The organism is Xylophilus sp. GW821-FHT01B05, assembly GCA_038961845.1.
Classification (GTDB): Bacteria; Pseudomonadota; Gammaproteobacteria; order Burkholderiales; family Burkholderiaceae_C; genus Xylophilus.
Genome location: CP152408.1, coordinates 3334660 through 3357974 on the forward strand (window position 1 = coordinate 3334660; position 23315 = coordinate 3357974).

General features: G+C 65.4%; 27 protein-coding genes and 2 tRNA genes. 21 read left to right on the forward strand and 8 right to left on the reverse strand.

Annotated features, from left to right (window positions below; all coding sequences use genetic code 11):
• Positions 1-24 precede the first annotated feature (24 nt).
• A complete protein-coding gene (icd, locus tag AAFF27_15455; protein XAH21418.1) occupies positions 25-1281 on the reverse strand; it encodes an NADP-dependent isocitrate dehydrogenase in 1257 nt (418 codons plus the stop codon).
• 196 nt (positions 1282-1477) lie between these two features.
• Between icd and AAFF27_15460 the strand changes: the two genes are divergently transcribed.
• Together AAFF27_15460 and AAFF27_15465 are read left to right on the forward strand one after the other, a co-directional pair.
• Entirely contained in the window at positions 1478-1699 is a 222-nt protein-coding gene (locus tag AAFF27_15460; GenBank protein ID XAH21419.1) for a hypothetical protein, read from the forward strand.
• A gap of 123 nt (positions 1700-1822) precedes the next feature.
• Complete coding sequence (locus tag AAFF27_15465; GenBank protein ID XAH21420.1) at positions 1823-2305, forward strand: DUF192 domain-containing protein; 483 nt, start codon at positions 1823-1825, stop codon at positions 2303-2305.
• 15 nt (positions 2306-2320) lie between these two features.
• On the opposite strand, the gene xseA is transcribed toward AAFF27_15465, so the two are convergent.
• Positions 2321-3607, reverse strand: a complete 1287-nt coding sequence (xseA, locus tag AAFF27_15470) for an exodeoxyribonuclease VII large subunit (GenBank protein ID XAH21421.1) — start codon at positions 3605-3607, stop codon at positions 2321-2323.
• 213 nt (positions 3608-3820) lie between these two features.
• Between xseA and AAFF27_15475 the strand changes: the two genes are divergently transcribed.
• The 6 genes from AAFF27_15475 (at position 3821) to adk (ending at position 7711) form a co-directional block, all read left to right on the forward strand.
• Positions 3821-4447, forward strand: a complete 627-nt coding sequence (locus AAFF27_15475) for a MotA/TolQ/ExbB proton channel family protein (protein XAH21422.1) — start codon at positions 3821-3823, stop codon at positions 4445-4447.
• A 43-nt stretch (positions 4448-4490) separates the two neighbouring features.
• Positions 4491-4922, forward strand: a complete 432-nt coding sequence (locus AAFF27_15480) for a biopolymer transporter ExbD (protein XAH26250.1) — start codon at positions 4491-4493, stop codon at positions 4920-4922.
• Between the two features lie 22 nt (positions 4923-4944).
• Complete coding sequence (lpxK, locus tag AAFF27_15485) at positions 4945-5973, forward strand: tetraacyldisaccharide 4'-kinase (GenBank protein ID XAH21423.1); 1029 nt, start codon at positions 4945-4947, stop codon at positions 5971-5973.
• Positions 5974-5976: 3 nt separating this feature from the next.
• Entirely contained in the window at positions 5977-6159 is a 183-nt protein-coding gene (locus AAFF27_15490; GenBank protein ID XAH21424.1) for a Trm112 family protein, read from the forward strand.
• Positions 6160-6177: 18 nt separating this feature from the next.
• Positions 6178-6918 (forward strand): 3-deoxy-manno-octulosonate cytidylyltransferase, encoded by a 741-nt coding sequence (kdsB, locus tag AAFF27_15495; protein ID XAH21425.1) that lies wholly within the window; start codon positions 6178-6180, stop codon positions 6916-6918.
• A gap of 136 nt (positions 6919-7054) precedes the next feature.
• Complete coding sequence (gene adk, locus AAFF27_15500; GenBank protein ID XAH21426.1) at positions 7055-7711, forward strand: adenylate kinase; 657 nt, start codon at positions 7055-7057, stop codon at positions 7709-7711.
• A 43-nt stretch (positions 7712-7754) separates the two neighbouring features.
• On the opposite strand, the gene AAFF27_15505 is transcribed toward adk, so the two are convergent.
• The gene (locus tag AAFF27_15505; protein XAH21427.1) at positions 7755-8729 is read right to left on the reverse strand and encodes an asparaginase; all 975 of its coding nucleotides are present in this window, start codon (positions 8727-8729) and stop codon (positions 7755-7757) included.
• A gap of 73 nt (positions 8730-8802) precedes the next feature.
• Between AAFF27_15505 and lexA the strand changes: the two genes are divergently transcribed.
• The 3 genes from lexA (at position 8803) to AAFF27_15520 (ending at position 11080) form a co-directional block, all read left to right on the forward strand.
• Positions 8803-9489, forward strand: a complete 687-nt coding sequence (gene lexA / locus AAFF27_15510; GenBank protein XAH21428.1) for a transcriptional repressor LexA — start codon at positions 8803-8805, stop codon at positions 9487-9489.
• Between the two features lie 62 nt (positions 9490-9551).
• Complete coding sequence (locus AAFF27_15515) at positions 9552-9926, forward strand: hypothetical protein (GenBank protein ID XAH21429.1); 375 nt, start codon at positions 9552-9554, stop codon at positions 9924-9926.
• A 146-nt stretch (positions 9927-10072) separates the two neighbouring features.
• The gene (locus AAFF27_15520; protein ID XAH21430.1) at positions 10073-11080 is read left to right on the forward strand and encodes a D-2-hydroxyacid dehydrogenase family protein; all 1008 of its coding nucleotides are present in this window, start codon (positions 10073-10075) and stop codon (positions 11078-11080) included.
• A 21-nt stretch (positions 11081-11101) separates the two neighbouring features.
• On the opposite strand, the gene AAFF27_15525 is transcribed toward AAFF27_15520, so the two are convergent.
• Positions 11102-13135, reverse strand: coding sequence for a tetratricopeptide repeat protein (locus AAFF27_15525; GenBank protein XAH21431.1), 2034 nt, complete (start codon positions 13133-13135; stop codon positions 11102-11104).
• Positions 13136-13268: 133 nt separating this feature from the next.
• Between AAFF27_15525 and AAFF27_15530 the strand changes: the two genes are divergently transcribed.
• The 7 genes from AAFF27_15530 (at position 13269) to AAFF27_15560 (ending at position 19195) form a co-directional block, all read left to right on the forward strand.
• Complete coding sequence (locus tag AAFF27_15530; protein XAH21432.1) at positions 13269-14789, forward strand: 3-hydroxyacyl-CoA dehydrogenase; 1521 nt, start codon at positions 13269-13271, stop codon at positions 14787-14789.
• Positions 14790-14817: 28 nt separating this feature from the next.
• Positions 14818-15591, forward strand: coding sequence for an enoyl-CoA hydratase (locus AAFF27_15535; protein XAH21433.1), 774 nt, complete (start codon positions 14818-14820; stop codon positions 15589-15591).
• Positions 15592-15684: 93 nt separating this feature from the next.
• On the forward strand, positions 15685-16404 hold the full coding sequence (locus AAFF27_15540) for a Crp/Fnr family transcriptional regulator (protein XAH21434.1): 720 nt from the start codon (positions 15685-15687) through the stop codon (positions 16402-16404).
• 52 nt (positions 16405-16456) lie between these two features.
• On the forward strand, positions 16457-17542 hold the full coding sequence (locus tag AAFF27_15545) for a phosphotransferase (GenBank protein ID XAH21435.1): 1086 nt from the start codon (positions 16457-16459) through the stop codon (positions 17540-17542).
• 90 nt (positions 17543-17632) lie between these two features.
• Positions 17633-18325 (forward strand): glutathione binding-like protein, encoded by a 693-nt coding sequence (locus AAFF27_15550; protein ID XAH21436.1) that lies wholly within the window; start codon positions 17633-17635, stop codon positions 18323-18325.
• A 151-nt stretch (positions 18326-18476) separates the two neighbouring features.
• Positions 18477-18830: a hypothetical protein gene (locus tag AAFF27_15555; protein XAH21437.1), complete on the forward strand. Its 354-nt coding sequence runs from the start codon at positions 18477-18479 to the stop codon at positions 18828-18830.
• Between the two features lie 110 nt (positions 18831-18940).
• Entirely contained in the window at positions 18941-19195 is a 255-nt protein-coding gene (locus tag AAFF27_15560) for a hypothetical protein (protein ID XAH21438.1), read from the forward strand.
• A gap of 18 nt (positions 19196-19213) precedes the next feature.
• Here AAFF27_15560 and AAFF27_15565 read toward each other — a convergent pair whose 3' ends face one another.
• Entirely contained in the window at positions 19214-19381 is a 168-nt protein-coding gene (locus tag AAFF27_15565; protein ID XAH21439.1) for a hypothetical protein, read from the reverse strand.
• Between the two features lie 111 nt (positions 19382-19492).
• Here AAFF27_15565 and AAFF27_15570 point away from each other — a divergent pair.
• Positions 19493-19569: transfer RNA gene (locus AAFF27_15570), tRNA-Arg, on the forward strand.
• A gap of 286 nt (positions 19570-19855) precedes the next feature.
• Here AAFF27_15570 and AAFF27_15575 read toward each other — a convergent pair.
• Entirely contained in the window at positions 19856-20308 is a 453-nt protein-coding gene (locus AAFF27_15575; protein XAH21440.1) for a flavodoxin domain-containing protein, read from the reverse strand.
• A gap of 108 nt (positions 20309-20416) precedes the next feature.
• On the opposite strand from AAFF27_15575, the gene AAFF27_15580 reads away from it, so the two are divergent.
• Positions 20417-20493, forward strand: a tRNA-Pro gene (locus AAFF27_15580).
• A gap of 86 nt (positions 20494-20579) precedes the next feature.
• On the opposite strand, the gene AAFF27_15585 is transcribed toward AAFF27_15580, so the two are convergent.
• Both AAFF27_15585 and AAFF27_15590 read right to left on the reverse strand, forming a co-directional pair.
• A complete protein-coding gene (locus AAFF27_15585) occupies positions 20580-21065 on the reverse strand; it encodes a DUF2501 domain-containing protein (GenBank protein XAH21441.1) in 486 nt (161 codons plus the stop codon).
• Between the two features lie 71 nt (positions 21066-21136).
• On the reverse strand, positions 21137-21907 hold the full coding sequence (locus tag AAFF27_15590; protein ID XAH21442.1) for an IclR family transcriptional regulator C-terminal domain-containing protein: 771 nt from the start codon (positions 21905-21907) through the stop codon (positions 21137-21139).
• A 137-nt stretch (positions 21908-22044) separates the two neighbouring features.
• Between AAFF27_15590 and pobA the strand changes: the two genes are divergently transcribed.
• A complete protein-coding gene (gene pobA, locus AAFF27_15595; GenBank protein XAH21443.1) occupies positions 22045-23232 on the forward strand; it encodes a 4-hydroxybenzoate 3-monooxygenase in 1188 nt (395 codons plus the stop codon).
• Positions 23233-23315: the final 83 nt, after the last annotated feature.

Below are 23315 nucleotides of genomic sequence, written 5' to 3' on the forward strand. Positions count from 1 at the left end.
AACGTCAGCAGACGCCGGGGCGCATCACATGTTGTCGATCATCACCTGACCAAAACCAGAACAGCTCACCTGCGTCGCGCCCTCCATCAGGCGGGCGAAGTCATAGGTGACCTTCTTGCTGGCGATCGACTTCTCCATGGAGCTGATGATCAGGTCCGCGGCCTCCTTCCAGCCCATGTGGCGCAGCATCATTTCAGCGGAGAGGATTTCAGAGCCGGGGTTCACATAGTCCTTGCCGGCGTACTTGGGTGCCGTGCCGTGCGTGGCCTCGAACATGGCCACGGTATCGGACATGTTGGCGCCCGGGGCAATGCCGATGCCACCGACCTGCGCGGCCAGCGCGTCGGACACGTAGTCGCCATTCAGGTTCAGCGTGGCGATGACGCTGTACTCGGCCGGGCGCAGCAGGATCTGCTGCAGGAAGGCGTCGGCAATGCTGTCCTTGACCGTGATGTCCTTGCCGGTCTTGGGATTCTTGAACTTCATCCAGGGACCGCCATCGATCAGTTCAGCCCCGAACTCCTTCTGCGCCAGGCCATAGGCCCAGTCACGGAAGCCGCCTTCGGTGAACTTCATGATGTTGCCCTTGTGCACGACCGTCACGCTGGGCTTGTTGTTGTCGATCGCGTACTGCAGGGCCTTGCGCACCAGGCGCTCGGTACCTTCGCGCGACACCGGCTTGACGCCGATGGCCGAGGTGTCGGGAAAGCGGATCTTGTTCACGCCAAACTCATCCTGCAGGAAGCGGATGAGCTTCTTGGCCTTCTCGCTCTCGGCCTCGAACTCAATGCCGGCGTAGATGTCCTCCGAGTTTTCACGGAAGATGACCATGTTGGTCTTCTGCGGCTCGCGCACCGGGCTGGGCACGCCCTCGAAATACCGGATCGGGCGCAGGCAGACGTACAGATCGAGCTGCTGGCGCAGCGCCACGTTCAGCGAGCGGATGCCGCCGCCAACAGGCGTGGTCAGCGGGCCCTTGATGGAGATGACATAGTCACGCACGGCATCCAGCGTCTCTTCGGGCAGCCAGACGTCAGGGCCGTAGATATTGGTCGACTTCTCGCCGGCGTAGACCTCCATCCAGTGGATCTTCTTCTTGCCGCCGTAGGCCTTGGCCACGGCCGCGTCCACCACCTTCAGCATCACGGGCGTAATGTCCTTGCCCGTGCCGTCGCCCTCGATGAACGGGATGACCGGCTCGTCCGGCACATTCAGCGACGAGTCGGCATTGACGGTGATTTTCTGACCTTGGGCAGGCACCTTGATGTGCTGGTAGGACATGGAATGATGTCTCCGGTGGACGTGGGGAGTAGAAGGCAAAGGCGCGCCCGCAAGCGGCATCGTCTGCGGGGGAATCCTGAAATTCTATTCCCAATAAAAATGAGCGTTGCCCCGTCAACCGCGCCCACGCGAGTTGCGTTGAGCAGGCGGTCTTTTTCATTCGCAAAGCATCTTCACCACTCACAGGAGCCAACCCATGAACCGAATTCTCGCCACCCTGCTTGCCGGATGCTTTGCCGTCGGAGCCTATGCCCAACAAGGCCCGGCCAATGCGCCGGCCGGCTCCGGCATGTCGTCCATGCACATGTCCCACCCGCACGCCGTCAAGGCCAAGAAGCACCATACCGCGGCCAAGAAGGGCAAGCACCACGCCAAGCATGCCAAGGCCAAGCACCCGAAGCACGCCAGGCGCGTCTGAGCCCACGGCACACCGCCAGCACAAGGCGCCTCCGGGCGCCTTTTTGCATGAACTGCAGCATCAGCGCCCTTTTGCGACAATGCCTGCCAGTCCGAGTCCTCCATGCACAGCCCCAGACCATCCATGAAGTTCCATCCGCTCCCGGCCCTGCGCAAGCTCCTGCTCTGCGCGACATTTGCATTCGCGGCTGGCGCAGGCGCCCAGGACAGCCCCGACGGCGCCCCGCAAACCGATCTGCAGCGGGTGGCACTGCTGGCGGGCATGTACCGCATCGACGCGCAGGTGGCCGCCACGCCGCAACAGCGCGAGATCGGCCTCATGTACCGCCGCGAGATGCCGCAGCCCGAAGGCATGCTGTTCGTCTTCGAAGAACCCGCCACCCAGTGCTTCTGGATGAAGAACACGCGGCTGCCACTGACCGCAGCCTTTGTGGCGGACGACGGCACCATCGTCAACCTGGCCGACATGAAGCCGCAGACCACCGACTCGCACTGCTCCGAGAAGCCGGTGCGCTACGTGCTGGAGATGAACCAGGGCTGGTTTGCCGCCAAACACCTGAAGGCTGGCTTCAAGCTGTCCGGCCCCCCCTTCAAGCCGGCACGCTGACGCCGCGGTAGCCGCTCACGACGGCCGCTTGCCGCGCACGGTGAGATCAAGGCTGCCGTCGACCAGGGTGGCACGCAGTGCATCGCCGGGCTGCACGTCGCCGGTGTTCTGCACGGTGCGCCCGGATTCATCCTCCAGCCACGCATAGCCGCGCTGCAGCACCAGCCGTGGGTCCAGCATCTGCAGCTTGAGCCCGGCGCGCTGCAGCCGTGACTCTTCCTGCGTCCAGCGTGCCGCCATGGCTGGCGCCAAGGCCGTGGCACAGCGCTGCTGCGCCTGCGCGGCCCGCTGCAACACCGCCCGGGTGCCGTAGCGGAGCGCATGCGCGTGGCGCTCCAGCAGGAGCCGCTGACCGGCGAGCCGTGCAGAGGGCCGACCCAATCGCGCCGTTGCGCCATCAAGGCGCTGGCCCTGGCGGTCCAGCGTCTTCTGGGCTGCATTGGCCAATGCGTCGGCAGCCAGGTCCAGCACGCCTAACAGCGCTTCGCGCGGCGGCGCCGCCAATTCCGCGGCGGCCGTGGGCGTGGGCGCGCGCAGGTCGGCGACGAAATCGGCAATGGTGAAATCCGTCTCGTGCCCGACGCCGCTCACCACCGGCACCGGACTGGCGGCGATCACGCGCGCCAGCGCCTCGTCGTTGAAGGCCCACAGGTCCTCGATGGAGCCCCCGCCGCGTACCAGCAAGATGAGATCCACAGGCGCCGCCGCCTGCGCATACAGCGCGGTCAGTGCCCGCATGATCTCGGCCGGTGCGCCGGCCCCTTGCACCGCGGCGGGCGCCAACACGACAGGCAGGTGCGGTGCACGCCGGCGCAATGCCGTGACCACATCGTGCAAGGCTGCGGCGCCCAGCGAGGTGACGATGCCAATGCCGCGTGGCATGGCCGGCAGCGGGCGCTTGCGCGCCGGCTCGAACAGGCCTTCGGCTTCGAGCCTGGCCTTGCGTTGCAAAAACTGCTCGAACAGACCGCCCTGCCCCACCCGCACCATGGACTCGGCTACCAATTGCAGGTCACCACGCGCCTCGTAGACGCCGATGCGCCCGCGCACCTCGACCAGTTCGCCGTCGCGCGGCGCAAAGTCGAGCAGCATGGCGGCGCGCCGGAACATGGCGCAACGGATCTGGCCCGTCGCATCCTTCAGCGAGAAATAGCAGTGCCCGCTGGCCGCGCGCGAGAAGCCGGTGAGCTCACCGCGCACCGCTACCGGGTTGAAGCGGCTGTCCAGCGCATCGGCCACCGCATGGCACAAAGCACCTACGGCCCAGACACGCAGCCCGGGGGCTTCCAGGCCATCACGCATGGGAACGGCCAGAAAAATGAAATGGTGCTGCTTTTTTCATCGAACTGTCACAAGCCAGTATTGGCGCGGGGTAGGCGCGGGAATGAAGGGTTTTCTCACAAACTTATCCACACGATCTGTGGGCGGTTGCAAGGCCCGCGCCGAAAGCACATTTCTGCCGGAGAGGCGTACGCCATAATGCCCGGCGATGTCATCTGCCCTCGGAGAGTCTTCTTGTTTTCGATCATACAAGCGGCCGGCTGGCCGATCTGGCCCTTGCTGGCCTGCTCCGTGCTCGCACTGGCACTCATCGTCGAACGCTTCCTCAGCCTGAAGGCTGCCAAGGTTGCACCGCCCAAGTTGCTGGACGAGGCGATCACGGTCTCCAGCCGCGGCGTGCCTGCGCCCGACGTGGTGCAGCAACTGGAGCAGAACTCCGCACTCGGCGAAGTGCTGGCCAGCGGCTTTCGCGCCCTCAACGTCAACCCGCGCTGCAGCGAGGATGACCTGCGCTCTTCCATAGAAGGCGCCGGCCGCAGCGTGGCGCATCGACTCGAAAAGTACCTCAGCGCACTGGCCACCATCGCCTCGGCCGCGCCGCTGCTGGGCCTGCTCGGCACGGTGATCGGCATGATCGAGATCTTTGGCTCGCAAACCGGCGCCTCCGGCACCGGCAACCCTGCGCAACTGGCGCAGGGTATTTCGATTGCGCTGTACAACACCGCGTTCGGGCTGATGGTCGCCATCCCTTCGCTGATCTTCTGGCGCTATTTCCGTGGCCGGGTGGACAGCTACCTGCTGACGCTGGAGCTGTCGGCCGAGCGCTTCATGCGCCACCTCAACCTGCTGCGCAAGCCCTGAGCCACCGCCCCGCATGAGCCTGAACTTCCGCGCCCGCTCCCGCATGGACTTCCGCACCAGCGGCAAGGACGAGCCCGAGATCAACCTGATCCCGTTCATCGACGTGCTGCTGGTGGTGCTGATCTTCCTCATGCTGTCCACCACCTACAGCCGCTTCACCGAGATCCAGCTGCGCCTGCCGGTGGCTGACGCGCAGGCCATGCGCGACTACCAGAAGGAAGTCGTGGTCTCGGTCAGCAGCGACGGCCACTTCACCGTCAACCGCAGCCCTGTCGCCGGTGGCTCGGTGGATGCGGTGACGCGGGCCCTGACCGACGCCGCCAAGGCCGGCCGCGACACGATCGTCATCATCAGCGCCGACGCCAGTGCCGCGCACCAGAACGTGGTCACGGTGATGGAGGCCGCGCGCCGCGCCGGCCTGTCGCAGATCACCTTTGCCACGCAAAGCACGGCCAAGGCCGGCGGCAAGCCCTGATCCACCGCGGAACGCAAACGCCGTGAGCATCACCCAGACGCTGCAGCAGGCCTGGCTGCAGCGCGGTGCGTTGGCCTGGCTGCTCTGGCCTCTATCACTGCTGTATCGCCTGCTCTGGAGCCTGCGGGCCCTGGCCTATCGGCGTGGCTGGCTGCGCAGCGAGCGCCTGCCGGTGCCGGTGCTGGTGGTGGGCAATGTCATTGCGGGCGGCGCCGGCAAGACACCCACCGTGATCGCGCTGCTGGAGCATTTGCAGACACGCGGCATCGCCGCTGGCGTGGTGTCGCGTGGCTACGGGCGCAGTGCCCCCACTGCAGGCGATGACGACCTGCGCGAAGTGCGGCCCGACAGCGCACCCGCCGAGGTCGGCGATGAGCCCTTGCTGATCCGCCGCCGCACCGGCGTGCCGGTCTTCGTCGGCCGCAACCGGGCCGCGGCCGCGCGCCGGCTGCTGGCCGCATACCCCGCCACCCAATTGATCGTCTGCGATGACGGCCTGCAGCATCTGGCGCTGGCGCGCGACATCGAGATCTGCGTGTTCGATGACCGCGGCATTGGCAACGGTTTTCTGCTGCCCGCAGGCCCCCTGCGCGAGCCCTGGCCGCGGCCGGTGGATGCGGTGCTGCACACCGGCACACGGCCGGCCTTTGCCGGCTTCACGGCAGAGCGCAGCCTGGCCGACCACGCGCTGCGCGCCGACGGCAGCCGCGTCCCGCTCTCGTCCCTGATCGGGACGCCGCTGCATGCGCTGGCCGGCATCGCGCAACCGCAGGCGTTCTTTGACATGCTGCGGGCCCAGGGACTCACGCTGGCACACAGCGACGCGCTGCCCGACCACTATGATTTTCATAGCTACAAGCCCAGTCCAGACAAGGGATTAGTGCCAATTTGCACCGAAAAAGATGCTTTCAAGCTGTGGCGCGTCACGCCGCAGGCCTTGGCCGTGCCGCTGCGCTTCAGCCTTGCGCCCGCCTTCCTGGCCCAACTCGACCGCCTGCTGGACGCACGGCTATCATCCGCCGCTCCTCCCCCACCCAACACACCACTCTGATCCATGGACAGCAAACTGCTCGAACTGCTGGTCTGCCCCGTCACCAAGGGCCCTCTCACCTATGACCGCGAACAGCAGGAGTTGGTGTCGCGCAGCGCGCGCCTGGCCTACCCCGTGCGCGACGGCATCCCGATCCTGCTGGAAAACGAAGCGCGCACGCTGACCGATGCCGAGCTGGAAAGCTGAGGGGCATTCAGCACCGCCATGCGTTTCACCGTCCTGATCCCCGCGCGCCTCGCCTCCACGCGCCTGCCCGACAAGCCCCTGGCCGACATCGCCGGCCTGCCCATGATCGTGCGCGTGGCCCAACGCGCCCAGGCATCTGGTGCCACGCGCACCGTCGTCGCCGCCGATAGCGCGTCCATTCTTGATGCCTGCCGCGCACACGGTGTGGAAGCGGTTCTGACCCGCCCCGACCACGTCTGCGGCAGCGACCGCCTGGCCGAGGCCTGCGACCTGCTCGGGCTTGGCGACGACGAGATCGTCGTCAACGTCCAGGGCGACGAACCCCTGATCCCCACCGCCCTAGTCGGCGCCGTGGCGGCCCTGCTGCACGACCGGCCAGAAGCCAGCATCAGCACCGCCGCTCACCCGATCGACAACACAGCCGACTACCTGAACCCGAACGTGGTGAAGGTTGTCACCGATGCCAGCGGCTTGGCGCTGTATTTCAGCCGCGCGCCGATCCCGTGGCAGCGCGACGGAGCAGCCCTGCCCTCGCCCGCGCCGCTGCGCCACATAGGCATCTACGGCTATCGCGTCAGCTTCCTGCGCGCCTTCCCGCGTCTGGCCCAGGCGCCCCAGGAAATCGCCGAAGCATTGGAGCAACTGCGTGCGCTCTGGCATGGCCACCGCATCGCCGTACACGTCACGCAGGAAGCGCCAGGAGCCGGCGTGGACACGCCCGAGGACTTGGCGCGCGTGCGCGCGCTGCTGGGCGCTTGAGCCCCGGCGGCATCCGAGCGGCAGCGGGGCTGCATGCTATCCTCGCCCGCAATCAGAGCACCGTCCCCGCGCCCGTCGGCAGGCGCGCCGCGCGGCCAGCGGTGCCAGCCGACTTCAAAACTATCCGAGGACTTCCATGAGACTGATTCTGCTGGGCGCGCCAGGTGCCGGTAAAGGCACGCAAGCCACCTTCATCTGCCAGAAGTACGGTATCCCGCAAATCTCCACCGGCGACATGCTGCGCGCCGCCGTCAAGGCTGGCACCCCGCTGGGCCTGCAAGCCGATGCGGTCATGAAATCCGGCGCGCTGGTCAGCGACGACCTCATCATCAACCTCGTCAAGGAACGCATCGCCCAGCCCGATTGCGCGCAAGGCTTTCTGTTCGACGGCTTCCCACGCACCATCCCGCAAGCCGACGCCATGAAGGCCGCCGGCGTCAAGCTCGACTACGTGCTGGAAATCGACGTGCCCTTCGACGCCATCATCGAGCGCATGAGCGGACGCCGCTCGCACCCCGGCTCGGGCCGCACCTACCACGTGAAGTTCAATCCGCCCAAGACCGAAGGCAAGGATGACATCACGGGCGAAGACCTGATCCAGCGCGAAGACGACAAGGAAGCCACCGTGCGCAAGCGCCTGGAGGTCTACAGCGCGCAGACGCGCCCGCTGGTCGACTACTACGCCGGCTGGGCCAGCCAGGACGCCGCAGCGGCGCCGCGCTACCGCAAGATCAGCGGTTTGGGTTCGGTGGAAGACATCACTGCACAAGCGCTGCAAGCCCTGGCCCACTGAGCCTTGGCGCAACCCCACAAAGCCGCGGTGACGCGGCTTTTTTTCATGGAGCCAGCAGTTCCAGTATGAGCGCGACGCGCGCCTTGACAGCGGAGGTCTCCGCTGCCGCCGGCACCGGGTGTTCCCCCGCCGACAGCAGCGGGCCGTAGGCGCAACGCGTTGTGCGCCAGACACGCACACCACTGGCCTGCGCGCGCTGCAGCGCCGCCAACAAAGCCTCATGCACCGTACCGTTCCCGGTGCCAGCCACCACCAGGCCCTCGGGCCTCGCTGCAGGCGGAAGTGCCAGCAGAGCATCGACGATCCGGCCATCCGCGCCCGCGTGGCTTAGCACGATATCCACACGGGGCGACGCGACCGTGCGCGCCAACCGGGCCAGCCAGGCGCCATCGACCTCTTCGCATGGCCAGGGCCGCACCTGGCGCAATACGCCCTCCTCCACATAAGCCAGCGGACCAGCATCGCCCGAGCCAAAGGCGTCAAGCCGGTAGGTGTGCTCCTTGCGAACGTCCGTTGCACCATGCACCCGACCGGCACTCACCGCCACCACACCCGATACGCCTGGGGCACGCACCAGCGCCATGGCATCACGCAGGTTCTGCGGGCCGTCCGGCGCCAGAGCGGTGGCTGGCCGCATGGCCGACACCAGCACCACCGGCTTGCGCGGCGCCAGCACCCGGTGCAGAAAGTAGGCAGTCTCCTCCAGCGTATCGGTGCCGTGCGTGACCACGATGCCTTGCACCTCGTCCTGGGCGAGCCAATGCGCGCAGCGCAATGCCAACGCCTTCCAGACGTCGAAACCCATGTCCTTGCTGTCCACCTGCGCCAACTGCTCAGCCCGCAGCGGGCCCGCATCCGGCGGCAGGCAGGCCAGCAAATCCTCCACCGACAAGCTGGCCGCCTGGTAACCCAGGTTGTCCCGCGCATTCTTCGCAGCGCCGGCAATGGTTCCTCCGGTTCCCAACACCACGACACAGCGGGTAGCGCCGTGCGCGGATTCTTCTTTTTGCAGGGTCACTTGCACACTTTCAAAAACTGGTCAAAAATACAGTTACTGGATATCCAAACAGCCCCGTTGCCGAGGATCACCGATGATCGATACCCGCACCTCCGCCGTCAAGCTCACCGCACGCCAACAGCAGATACTGGAATTGATCCACTCCGCTGTAGCCCGCACCGGCGCTCCGCCCACCCGGGCCGAGATCGCAGCCGAGCTTGGCTTCAAGTCTGCCAACGCCGCAGAAGAGCACCTGCAGGCCTTGGCCCGCAAGGGTGCCATAGAGTTGGTCAGCGGCACCTCGCGCGGCATCCGGCTCAAGAGCGACACGCTGCGCTCCCTGCACGCCTCGCGGGGCGATCCGTTCTCCCTTACGCTGCCCGGCCTGGCCCAACTGGCCCTGCCCTTGGTCGGCAGGGTGGCGGCCGGCGCCCCCATCCTGGCCCAGGAACATGTCGAGCAAACCTACCATGTCGAAGGCAGCCTGTTCCAGCAAAAGCCGGACTACCTGCTGAAGGTGCGCGGCATGTCGATGCGCGACGCCGGCATCATCGACGGCGACCTGCTCGCTGTGCGCTCTTCCCGCGAGGCGCGCAACGGCCAGATCGTGGTGGCCCGGTTGGGCGAAGAAGTCACCGCCAAGCGCTTTCTGCGAACCGCCCAGGGCATAGAGCTGCACGCCGAGAACCCGGACTACTCCACTATCTTCGTCGCGCCAGACGAGCCCTTCGAGATCGAAGGGCTGGCGGTGGGCTTGATCCGCAACACCATGCTGATGTAGCGCGCAGCGCCCGCACCAGCAATCCTGCCGCTAATCCAAACTTTGGCCTTCGGGGTATTCACATGGAAACTGCCGTTCTGGCGCGCACCCATCTCTTTGCGCCGCTGTCCGCCTGGATGGGACGCCTGGCAAGCCGGCGTATTGCAGACCTTGCCGCCTTGGCAGCACCTGCAGCCGCCAGCAGTCGCCGTCTGCCACCTCACGCTCCCGGCCCCGCGGACAAGGCCGCAGTGCAAGCCTATCCATCCTGCGCCAATGATGCGGCAGGGCCCCCGGCAGGCGCCATGCGCCGCCGCGCGCCCGCATTGCGCGTCGTGCATGTGGTGGACGGGCCGCAGTCCGCACACTGCGCAGGTCGCATGGTGATCTCGGGCCGCATGGCAGACGTATGCGCAGAACTCGACCGTCTCAGCGCACGCGAAGCCGCCATGCACTGACAGATCGCCACACGCCGGAAACCGCCGCCCGGGGCAGCAACAGAGTCTGCCCACTTTGACCGCCTTGTCACCTTTTGCAAGCATTAAGGCGACAAACTACCCAGCAAACGGGCAATTGCCCCATACCTGCGAGGCACAATGGCAGGATGAACATTGTGATCCTCGATGACTATCAGGATGCGGTGCGGAAGCTGCATTGCGCCACGCGACTTGATGCCTATCCCGCCAAGGTCTACACCAATACGGTCAAGGGCATCGGCCAACTCTCCGTCCGCCTCAGAGACGCCGACATCATTGTCTTGATCCGCGAACGCACCCATATCACCCGGCAACTGGTCGAGAAGCTGCCCCGGCTCAAGCTGATTGCACAGACCGGCAAGGTGGGACACCACATCGACGTTGGCGCCTGCACGGAGCGAGGCATTGCAGTTGCCGAAGGCGTGGGTTCGCCGATCGCACCGGCCGAACTCACCTGGGCGCTCATCATGGCGGCCATGCGCCGCCTGCCGCAGTACATCTCCAACCTGAAGCACGGCGCCTGGCAACAGTCCGGGTTGCGCGCGGCCTCCATGCCGGCCAACTTCGGCATTGGCACGGTGCTGCGTGGCAAGACGCTGGGCCTCTGGGGCTACGGCAAGATCGGCCAGATCGTGGCCGGCTATGCCCAGGCCTTTGGTATGCATGTGCGCATCTGGGGCCGTGACGCCTCGCGCGCCAAGGCACTGGCAGACGGCTACCAGGCCGCCAACAGCAAGGAAGAATTCTTCGAACAATGTGACGTGGTGTCATTGCACCTGCGACTGAACGAGGAAACCCAGGGCATCGTCACACTGGATGATCTCTCCCGGATGAAGCCCACCGCCTTGATCGTCAACACCTCGCGGGCGGAGTTGATCGAGCCTGAGGCCCTGATCGCCGCCCTCAACCGCGGCCGCCCCGGGATGGGCGCCGTAGATGTCTTCGAGACCGAGCCCCCACTGCAAGGCCATGCACTGCTACGCCTGGAGAACTGCATCTGCACACCGCATATCGGCTACGTCGAGCGCGACAGCTACGAGATGTACTTTGGTGCCGCCTTCGACAACGTCATCAACTACATCCGGGGTGCTCCGACCAATATCGTGAACCCCGGGGCACTGCAGGTACGACGATAAAGAGGGCTGAGGGGCTTCTGCTCAGGCCTTGACTTCGGCGCCCTTGCCCGACGACGGCAGCACTTCGACATCAAAAAGGTCGAAGTCGATCAAATTGCTGTCGCCCGCAGGCGCCGGGGCAAAGCCTACTTCAGCATCCACGCCACTGGCCCTGGCCACAACGGATGCGGACGGCTTGGCTTGGCTGCCGTCCTCTGGCTCATCGTCAAGCGACAAGTCGAATGTCAACGGCGCTGGAAAGCCGGCCTCTCCGATATCGTGCTGCTGCAGCGACGCCATCGGGGAACTTGGGCGATGCGCATCGGGCAAGGGCATAGGCATGTGTGCAGCAAAGGCCTCCGGCTGCTCCATGGCTGCAGGCAGTCGGTCTTCAGGCGCGGCGGGCCGCGCAACACGCGCCATGCCGGACGCTCCATGAAGGCTCTTGGCCATCGCGTACAGCAACAACAGCTCGCGATAGGCCTCCAACTCGAAAGGCAGGGGCTGTACAGGGCCTGAGCTGCGATACAGGCAGGCCTCTATCACCTCCAGTACCTCAGGCTGATCCCAACGCGCCTGGATCGAGGCGAGCGCATCTGGATAGTCCTCCAGCCGCCGCGCACTCTTCAGAAAGCCTGCGAAGGCCGGCACGTCTGCGTTGAAGATGGCGTTGAACTCTTCGCGGAGCCTGCGGTAGTCGTCGGTCAGGCTCAGGGTATGCAGGATTTTGAGCAGATCCAGGTAGACCGCCGGGCTGATGCCCGGGTGCGCGGCAATGTAGTGCTGGAGCAATTCGATGGCCTGCTCGTACTGTCCCAGGGATACGTAGAACTCCGCGTTCTGCTGCGCATCGACCTGTTCATCATCCAAGCCAGGGGCACGCAACGCATCGCCAGCATCCGCCGCAGCTTTCGGGGACACAGAGGGCACTGCCACCTCGGGTAGATCGAGCCATGCAGTGTCCACGTCAGTGACCACATTGATGGGGACCGGGGCCGCGACGGGCACTGGAGGCCGCGCCATCACCGGCGGGGTAATCGGCGGCGGAACAGCCGTATCGGGCGAGGGCTTTGCCTCTGCTACCCACTCGGGCGACAAGGCCGGTTCGGAGTCTTGCTGTACGGTGCTGCGCGGTGCCCACCACATCGACCGGGCGCCGTCTTGACGCAGGCGGCGCCAGCCAACCAGCAAGGCCCCGAGCGCCATCGCCAGCACCGCGACCAAGGCGGTGACGATCCACTGGGTTTGACGGTCACGCCCGACCTCGTCCAATTGGGCCTGCAATTCGGCCGTACGGCTGCGTTCGCGGGCCTCGTTGACCTGCAGCGCCTTGAGCTGCGTCTCCAGCGCCTGCAGGCGCTCAACCGCCGCCGGCGCCTCGACAGCCACAGCCGGAGCCTCCATGGCGAGGCTGCGCCAGCTTGCTGCGGCGGCAGCCCGCTGCTCCGGCGTCGCAGGCACAGGGACCGCCATTTCCATGGAGGGGCGCAACTGGACGTCACGCTCTTCCAGCCAATCCAGCGGCGACTGCAATTCAAGCCGGGGACGCCCAGGCTCGCTGGCCTTTGCAGGGGCCGACGCCGGCTTAGGGCGGCGGACAGGCGCCGTCACGGCTGCTGCCTCGGACTTGGCAGGGGACTTCGGACGTACAGCCGCAGCCTTGTCCACCAAACGGGGTGCCCCTGTACCCGACGACGCGGATGGCACAAGGCTGGGCAAGGTGCTGGCTATCGTTGCCGCTGCCTGCCCAGTTTCGGCCGCAGCAGCCATGGGGGCTGACGCCAGCAGGACATAGCGCCGTGACAAGGCTTGCCCGCAGCCCGCGCGCAGCAACACCGACACCACGGGCTCATTCACCACCACACTGGACAGCAGCCGCACCCGGGCCTGGTCTGGCTTCGCTCCCGGAAGCACCGCGACCCGAAGGCGCGAAGGATCGACCCGGGTTTCGCCGTAGAACACTTCCGCCTGCGGGCATGTAGACGGGGCCTCGCCCTCGGCATCCAGGGAAAGATCAAAGTGCAAATCGAGCGGCTGGCCGATGACTGCGGCCCCATGCGATGGCCCCAGGGACAACGCGGCACTTCCGCAAGCAATAGCCGACAGCGCGACACCGATAACAGTTTTGCGACTTCTCACACCTCAGCCTTCCCGATTTCCGTGGATTCTGTCACACATGTTCACAAATTCATGCCCTGATAATCAATCAATGCACACTCCAATTTCCTTGATTGCCGTGATCGGCGCGGGCGCGATGGGTCGCGGTATCGCGCAATTGGCAGCCCAGGCCGGCAGCGTTGTCCGGCTGTTCGACAACAACGCCGACGCGGTCGCCGCGGCCTGCGCAGCCGTTCACGCCCAGTGGGACAAGATGCAGGACAAGGGCCGCATCGATGCGGCGCAATGCGCGGCCTTGAAGGAGCGGCTGCTGTCCGCGGACTCGCTCGAGGCCCTTGCAGACTGTTCACTGATCGTCGAAGCCATCGTCGAGCGGCTCGACATCAAGCGCGAACTGTTTGCCAAGCTGGAAGGCCTCGTGACGCCCGATACCATCCTGGCCACCAACACCTCGTCGCTGTCAGTCACCGCCATCGCCGCGGGCCTGCAGCACCCCGAGCGCTTTGCCGGACTGCACTTCTTCAACCCAGTGCCGCTCATGAAGGTGGTGGAGGTGATCGCCGGGCTACGCACCGCGCCTGCCGTATGTGATGCCCTGCACGCCTACGTCGGGAAAATGGGTCACACCGCCGTCCGGGCCCAGGATACCCCGGGCTTCATTGTCAACCATGCCGGGCGCGGCTTCGGGACCGAGGCGCTGCGCATCGTGGGCGAGAGCGTGGCGGATTTCGCAACCATCGATCGAATCCTGAAGGACCAGATTGGCTTCAAGCTCGGCCCTTTCGAGTTGATGGACCTTACCGCATTGGACGTCTCGCACCCGGTGATGGAATCCATTTACCACCAGTACTACGAAGAGCCGCGCTACCGCCCCAGCGTCATCACGGCCCAGCGCCTGGCGGGTGGCATGCTCGGCCGCAAGAGCGGCCAGGGCTTCTACGACTATGAAGACGGTGTCGCCATCCAGCCCCCCGAAGCAGCGGCGCCGAAGGTGGAAAAGCTGCCGCCCGTATGGGTCTCCCCGCGCGCGGCGCGGCGCGCTGAATTGCTGCAACTGCTCAAGGACCTGGGCGCCTCCATCGAAAGCGGTGCATCGCCTTCGCCCCAGGCCTTGACGCTGGTGGCACCACTCGGCTTCGATGTGACGACGGTGGCCGTGGTCGAGCGTCTGGATCCGGCGCGTACCATCGGCATCGACATGCTGGCCGACGACGCGACCACCCGGCGCCGGGTACTGGCCACCAATCCAGCCACGCGCAGCGATATGCGCGACGCCGCGCATGCCCTGTTCGCCCGCGACGGCAAAGCCGTCAGCGTGATCCGCGACAGCGGCGGCTTCGTCACACAACGCGTGGTGGCCACCATCATCAATATCGCGGCTGACATATGCCAACAGGGCGTGTGCTCGCCGCGCGACCTGGACACAGCCGTGACACTGGGCCTGGGTTATCCGCAAGGCCCGCTGGCACTTGGCGACCGACTGGGCCCGACCAATGTGCTGGAGGTGCTTTTCAACCTGCAGACGGTGTACGGCGACACACGCTACCGCCCCAGCCCCTGGCTGCGCCGCCGCGGTGCCATCGGCCTGAGCCTGCTGCATACGGAAGATTGACTGCCTCCCACGTATTGAAAGCCTCTGCATGCCCGCTCAACTCATCTGCACTCGCCATGGCGAAACCATGGTGCTCACGCTGCACAACCCCGACAACCGCAATGCGCTCGGCCCCGAGATCTACGCGGCAGGCATCGAAGCGCTGAATTCAGCCGGTTCGGAAATTCGCAGCGTGGTCATCGTCGGCGAAGGCAGCACCTTCTGCGCCGGCGGCAACCTGCAACGCCTGAAAGCCAACCGCGAGCAAGCTCCCGAGGTCCAGGCGCAAAGCATCGAAGGCCTGCATCTCTGGATCGAGGAACTGCGCGCCTTCCCCAGGCCCATCATTGCCGCAGTGGAAGGTGCTGCGGCCGGAGCCGGCTTCTCGCTGGCCCTGGCCTGCGATTTCATCGTTGCCGCACGCGATGCCTTCTTCGCCATGTCCTACAGCAGCGTGGCCCTGTCACCAGACGGTGGCGGCAGTTGGCACCTGCCCCGCGTGCTGCCCCGCCCGCTGGTCAACGAACTGATGATGCTCGGCACGCGTATCGAGGCCGAGCGGCTGCACGCTCTGGGTGTGGTCAATCAGCTGGCAACCCCAGGTGCGGCGCTGGCCGATGCCATGGCGCTGTCCGAGCGGCTCAACCGCCGCGCACCCAATGCACTGGCCAGCATCAAGGAGCTGGTCAACAAGGCTCCGCACACCGAACTCTCCGAGCACCTGGCCGCCGAGCGCGATCGCTTCGTGCGCAACCTGCACCACCCCAATGCGGGCATCGGCATCGATGCGTTTCTGAACAAGACCACGCCGCGTTACGCCTAAGCCTCGACAAGCGCCGCAAGCCCCGACAACTTACAGGAGTGGGTCGCTCCCGCGACATCGCCACGCCCCCCCAAGTCACGCACACGACAGACCATGGACGAACCGATTCTTACCATCGAAGAACGCGAGGCCATCAATTCAGGCCGCTGGTTCTCTTCCCTCTCCCCCTCCCTGCGACACGACATCCTTCGATGCGCCTACGTCAAACGCTACAAGGACGGCGACCTGATCGCCGCGCGCGGCGACTCGCCGGAGGAGTGGATTGCCTGCGCCTACGGCGCGGTACGCGTGAGCTCTACCTCGGTATCGGGCAAGCAGATCACGCTGACCTATGTCGAGCCGGGCATCTGGTTCGGGGATGTCGCCTTCTTCGATGGCGAGCGCCGCACCCACGACGCCTACGCCCATGGCGACAGCACCACGCTGTGCGTGGCGCGTGCCGACTTCCGCAAGATACTGGAGCAGCACGTCGAGCTCTACGAGGCACTGCTGCGCCTGCATGCGCGGCGCATACGCCAGCTCTTCGGGCTGGTCGAGGATCTGAACACCCTGCCCTTGCGCGCGCGGCTGGCCAAGCAGTTGGGCCATCTGGTTCGCAGCTACGGTACGCCAAGCCTCGCCGACGGCAACGAAATTCGCATCAGCCTGCAGCTCGCCCAGGAAGAGCTGGCCCAGTTGCTGGGCGCGTCGCGCCAGCGCGTGAACCAGGAGCTCAAGCTCATGGAGCGCGAAGACGTGATCCGCATCGAGCCCGGCGGCTTGGTCGTGCGCAACCGCCACATGCTGCTGCGCATTGGCGAAGGGGACCTCTAAGCCCCTTTTCATTTCCACAACACCTGGTGCCACAGGCACCTGAAAAGAGACAATGCCCGACTACGACCATTTCGTGGGCACCCGGCCCGTGTCATCCACCCATGCCATCGACACCAACGCATTGGCGGCTTGGCTCTCGGACCACGTGCAGGGCTTCGCTGGCCCGCTGTCGCTTGAAATGTTCAAGGGTGGGCAATCCAATCCGACCTACAAACTAATCACCCCCACGCGCGCCTACGTGCTGCGCGCCAAGCCCGGGCCGGTGGCCAAGCTGCTGCCCTCGGCCCACGCCATCGAGCGTGAATACGCGGTGATGCGGGGCTTGCACGGCACACAGGTCCCGGTAGCGCAAATGGTCGCGCTGTGCGAGGACGAATCCGTGATTGGCCGCGCCTTCTACGTCATGGAGTTCGTCCAGGGGCGGGTACTGTGGGACCAGACGCTGCCCGGCATGGAACGCACGGAACGTGCCGCCATCTACGACGAGATGAACCGTGTCATAGCGGCCCTGCACACGGTCGACTACAAGGCACAGGGGCTGGCCGCCTACGGCAAGCCCGGCAACTATTTCGACCGCCAGATAGGACGCTGGAGCAAGCAGTACATCGCCTCCATCACCGAGCCCATCACGGCCATGGAAAAGCTGATGGACTGGCTGCCTGCGCACATGCCGGCCAGCGCGCGCGACGAGTCGCGCACCTGCATCGTCCATGGCGACTACCGGCTGGACAACATGATGTTCCACCCCACCGAGCCCCGCGTGCTCGCGGTGCTGGACTGGGAGCTCTCCACCCTCGGCCATCCGCTGGCCGACTTCAGCTACCACTGCATGGCCTGGCATATCCCGCCTGGCTCATTCCGTGGCATTGGTGGCGTCGACCTGCAGGCGCTGGGTATTCCCGCCGAGGCCGACTACATCGCCCGCTACTGCGAGCGCACCGGTCTCACCACGCCCGGCGAACTGGCCGCAGACTGGAACTTCTACCTCGCCTACAACCTGTTCCGCATGGCCGCGATCCTGCAAGGCATTGCCAAGCGTGTGCAGGCCGGCACCGCCTCCAGCGCGCAAGCAGCTGCCTCGGCCGCTGGTGCGCGGCCACTCGCGGAAATGGCCTGGAAGTTCGCGCAGCAGGGCTAACACGCGCTGCTGCTGCCCGCCCTGCGCCAGCAAGAACGGTGCGTTTCTTCTAGAGTCGCATCTTCGTTCCGCTGAAAGAAGTTGCGCACCATGATCACCGTCTACACCTGGCCCACCCCCAACGGCCATAAAATCCACGTCATGCTGGAGGAATGCGGCCTGCCCTATCGGGTCGTGCCGATCAATATCGGCGCAGGCGACCAGTTCACGACTGAATTCCTGCGCATCAGCCCCAACAACAAGATTCCCGCCATCGTCGATGACACGGGGCCGGACGGCCAGCCAATCTCGCTGTTTGAATCCGGTGCCATCCTTCTCTACCTGGCCGCCAAGACTGGCAAGTTTCTTCCTGAAGGAGACCGCGCCAAATTCGAAGCCATGCAATGGCTGATGTTCCAGATGGGCGGCGTTGGCCCCATGCTGGGGCAAGCCCATCACTTCCGGATGTACGCCCCGGAAAAAATCCCTTACGCCGTCGACCGCTACACCAACGAGGCCAAGCGGCTGTATGGCGTCATGGACAAGCGGCTGAACACAAGCCCGTACATCGCAGGCGACAGCTACACCATCGCCGATATCGCCATCTTTCCCTGGCTGCGCAGTGCGGCCAATCAGGGGGTGGACTGGGCCGACTACCCAGCGCTGAAGCGCTGGTTCGACGCCATCGACGCGCGCCCTGCGGTACAGCGTGGCGTCCAGGTTCTGGCCGAGCGGCGCAGCACCACGCGTACGCCACAAGAGCGCGACATCCTGTTCGGCGCGCAGCAGTACCAACGACGCTAGCCGTAGCCGGGCGCAAACAGCGAAGGTGGGAGCTGTCTGACATCCGCTGTCATCCTTCATCCATTTCACGGCATATCCCGCCGCAAACACCAAAAAGGCAGGGCGAAGCCTCGATACTGGCATGCACAACAACTCGACAGAGGACATGCCCATGACCACAACGACATCCGCCTTCCGCACCCTGGCCGCCGTGCTGGCAATCAGCGCCGCGGCCTATGGCATTACCGCCCATGCGCAGCCAGCCGCAGCCCCGGCAGCAAGCAGCGCGGCGGAAGCACCAGCGCCCAAGACGGGCGTGGTGGAAGGCGCCAAGGAAATGGGGCACAAGGCTGCCACGGCAACCAAGCGCGGCGCCAAGAAGGTCGGCCATGCCACCTCGAACGCCGCCAAGCGCTCGGCAACGGCGGTTCGCCATACCGGTGAACGCATTGGCAGCAAGCTGCCGCCGGCACCGCGCGATGAAGGCCTGAACAGCCAAGGTCAGCCGCGCACCCCGACCAACTAAATGCCGTCCATCACCTAGAGGGCCCCGCACCCGGGGCCCTTTTGCATTTTGAGTCGGTCCATCTGCTGCGACGCACCCTGCCACCGCAGCTACCCATCAAAGGAGAAACCATGGCACCCATCGAGAATTCGAACCCGTCTGAAAGTATCGACCCGGAAGGCGTAGTCGGTCGCGCTGCGGCCAGCGCCCATGAAACCGTGGACCGCGCAGCCGAGAAAGCGCAGGAGAGTTGCGACCGCCTGGGCCAGTTCTGCTCGGATATTGCAGAACTGCCGCGCGACACCATCCGCACCCATCCCGTCGCAGCCGTGGTACTGGCGCTCTCGGTTGGCTACATCCTGGGCCGGCTGGGCGGCAATCGCTGAGTCGGCGCTAGCCTTAACTTAATCGCCCGCAGGCTCGGGCTGAACCACCCGCTCACATTCCTCATCGAACGGAATGCCCGCCGGCTCCAGCAAGCCTTCCCCCACGCGAGGGAGTTCGGGCTGGTCCTCTTCAGGCAGCAAGGATGGGCTGTCTTCCACCGGGGGGAATTCGGGATTGGTGGTCATGGGAAAACTCCTGGAAGAAAGAGCGCGTCGCCAACGCACTGCGTGTATGCATCGCAGTCGCCGTTATGATCGGGCGCCTTGGCTTCATGCCACATGGATCCATGTCCATGACTGCCCGTAGCTCAGTTGGATAGAGCATCGGCCTTCTAAGCCGAATGTCACAGGTTCGATTCCTGTCGGGCAGGCCAGATATTCCAGTTCTGCCGTAATAACGCCAAACTCCTTCTATGAAGGCTCGGGCTCAGGTGGTTCATCGCCCGGATGCCGCGTCGGCGGCAGCACGGGCTCCGGCGCAGGCTCGGTGGGATGCTCGTGCGGCGGTCGGGATTCCAAGCGGCCCAGACCTCGCACCAACCACGAGACATTCTGTCCCAGTTCTGCGGCGTCGAACATCCCCATAAAAATCTCCTGAAGATCACGGCATGGAAAACCCATGCTGGACCCAGAACGGGTGTCGCGCTGTAGGCCGCCGGCTCAAGCCTCTGCGCTGGCCAGCCAGTTGCGGCACCAGGCGACGGCGGCCTGCTCGGGCTCTGGCTCTTCCATGGCATCAAGGCGCAGCAGCTCACCCACGCGGTGCGCCCCCAGGTCGCTGAGCCGCTCGTCGAAACGCAAGCCGCCGCCACAGAAGCTCTCGCCATGGCTGCTATCGCCCAAGGCGATCACGCCGTAGCGCAGATGCCCCAGATAGCGTGGGTCGCTGGCCAGCGACTCGTACAGGCCCAGCGCGTTGTCCGGCACGTCTCCCGATCCGTAGGTGGAGCAGCACAGCAGAGTAAGAGGCACGGGCGCGTCGAAGACCGCAATGTCCAGGCCGTCCATGGGCAACACGGTGATAGAGGCCAAATCGTCACAAGCCAAGGCTATGGCGTCAGCCACGCGTTGGGCCGTGCCGGAGACGGTGCCGACCAGAATGCGAAGGTACATGGAGAGAGCGTATCCAATAGAGAAAAAGACAGCGATTGCACCCCGGCCAAACGATTTAGCAGGGGCCCCACGAAAGGGGCGGCAACATCAGCATATAATGCTAGCTGTCGGAGCGTAGCGCAGCCTGGTAGCGCATCTGCTTTGGGAGCAGAGGGTCGCGAGTTCGAATCCCGCCGCTCCGACCAAAATAGTGAACGCCGGCAAAGACTTAAGGTCTTTGCCGGCTTTTTCTTTGGGCGATCGGCTTTTGACAAGCCGTCGCCCTGGCCGCTCAAAGCAGCGACTGTCCCTGCTGCAGCACGTAGTCGCAAGCCTTTTCCTTGACCTTGGACTGCAGCTTGCCCATGTCAAAAGAGCTGCCGTTGCTGCCCTTGAGCATGCCGGTCACGCCGCTTTGGTAGCCGGAATCCTGCTCTGCCTGCTGGCCGCCCAGGCCGACCTTGCCCAGCAGTTTGTCTTTGACCCCTTGGGCGCCGCCCTGCAGATAGTTGTTCTTGACGCAGTACTCGATGACGCCTGCGGCATTGCTGGCGGTATTGCCACCGATGGCCGGCATGCCCAGTGCGGCCATGCCAGCAGCACTGCCGCCACTGCCACCCAGACCCGACGGCAGGCCAAGGCCACCGCCGGAATTCCCACTGCTACTGCCGCCGCCCCCGACCTTGTCCTTCAGGTTGCCGAGCAGGTCGGCATGCGCGGGCACTGCGCCAATGGCCGCGCACAGGGCGGCGGCAAAAAGGGTGTTACGGAAAGTCATGGGCAGCCTCCTGAAGATAAATCCGTGAGCCTAACGAAAACCTTGCGCACTGCGGTTTCCAAACGCATCCATTACAGCAAGCCGCGCAACTCACGCGCGGCCGCCATCAGCAGCGGTAGCGACTCCTGGCGCAGCTGCTGCGCCGTGATGCGCTGGGGCGAGGCGACGACGTTGAGCGCCGCCACGGTGCGTCCCTGCATGTTGCGCAGCGGCACGGCCAGCGCGTGCACATCCAGCTCGTGCTCTTCTGAAGACAGGCAGTAGTCGTCGGCGCGCGCCTGCGCCACGATCTTGCGAAAGCCCGCCAGTTGGGTCACGGTATGCGGCGTGAGCCGTGGCAGCGTGCGGCCGGTGCACCAGGCCTTGAAGGCGGGCGCGTCCAGTGCCGACAGCAGCATGCGGCCGGTGGAGGTGGCATGCGCCGGCAAGCGCGCGCCCAGGTGCAGGCCGTAGGCCAGCACCCGCACCGGCGCGCCATGCACGCCGCTTTGCGCCACGATCACCACCTCGTCGCCGTCCAGCACCACGCCAGAGAAGGACTGCTGCGTCTGCGCCGCCAGGCGGTTAAGCGTGGGCTGCAGCACCCGCGGCAAGCGGGCCGATGCCAGGTAGCTGCCAGAGAAGCGCAGCACCTTCGGCGACAGCCAGAAGTAGCTGCCATCGGTTTCCAGATAGCCCAGGTGCGTGAGCGTGAGCAAATGCCGCCGCGCCGCCGCGCGCGTGATGCCGGCGCGCTGGGCCGCCAGCGTGGCGTTAAGCCGCTGGCGCTCGGTGTCGAAGCTCTCCAGCACCGCCATGCCCTTGGCCATGCCTTCGATGAAGTCTGCGCGTTCGATTGCCATGTGCCGCATCCAATGCTGCGCGATCATCGCGCAAGGTTGGCAATGATCGCACAGTGGCGACACGAGCGGCTGGTGCACGTGAGGTGCCCGCCCTACCCTTGCCTGCATCGTTTCAAGCTGCACAAAGGGAGACTTCCATGCGCACCCAGGTCGCCATCATCGGCGCTGGCCCGGCCGGGCTTTTGCTGGGCCAACTGCTGTTCAAGGCCGGCATCGACAACATCATCGTGGAGCGCCAGGGCGGCGACTATGTGCTGGGCCGCATCCGCGCCGGCGTGCTGGAGCAGACCACGCTGGACTTGCTGGACCAGGCCGGCGTAGGCGCCCGCGCGCATGCCGAAGGGCTGCCGCACGACGGCATAGAGCTGCTGTTCCAGGGCGCGCGCCACCGCATCGACCTGCATGCGCTGAGCGGCGGCAAGCGCGTGACCGTCTACGGCCAGACCGAGGTCACGCGCGACCTGATGGAGGCCCGCGCCGCCGAAGGGCTGACGACCGTCTACGAGGCCAAGAACGTCAGCCTGCATGACTTCGACGGCGCAGCGCCCCGTGTGCGCTACGAGAAGGACGGCGCCACGCACGAGATCGAATGCGACTTCATCGCCGGCTGCGACGGCTACCACGGCGTGAGCCGCCAGAGCGTGCCGGCCGAGGCGCTGCACACCTATGAGCGCGTCTACCCCTTTGGCTGGCTGGGCGTGTTGGCGGATGTGCCGCCGGTGTCGCACGAGCTGATCTACGCCAACACCGCGCGCGGCTTTGCGCTGTGCAGCATGCGCAGTGCCACGCGCAGCCGCTACTACGTGCAGGTGCCGGCCGACGACAAGGTCGAGAACTGGAACGACGGCCTGTTCTGGGACGAGCTGCGCCGCCGCCTCGACCCCGAGGCACGCGAGCACCTGGTCACCGGCCCATCGCTGGAGATGAGCATTGCGCCGCTGCGCAGCTTTGTGGCCGAGCCGATGCGCTTTGGCCGCCTGTTCCTGGCCGGCGACGCCGCGCACATCGTGCCGCCCACCGGCGCCAAGGGGCTGAACCTGGCGGCCTCCGACGTGGGCTTTTTGCATGATGCGCTGGCCGAGCACTACCAGGACAAAAGCGCGGCCGGCATCGATGGCTATTCCGCGCGCTGCCTGCGCCGCGTGTGGAAGGCCGAGCGCTTCTCGTGGTGGTTCACCTCGCTAATGCACCGCTTCCCCGAGGCCGGCGAATTCGGCCAGAAGATCCAGGAGGCCGAGCTGGACTACCTGGTGCATTCCACGGCTGCGGCTACCTCGCTGGCAGAGAACTATGTCGGCCTGCCCATGGAGCGCGCCATGCGCTGATGCGGCAGAATTTTGAAGAAAAGTGGCTTTATCCCAATACCTGCCTGGGCTATAAGCTATCAAATTTGAAGTAACCCCCTCCG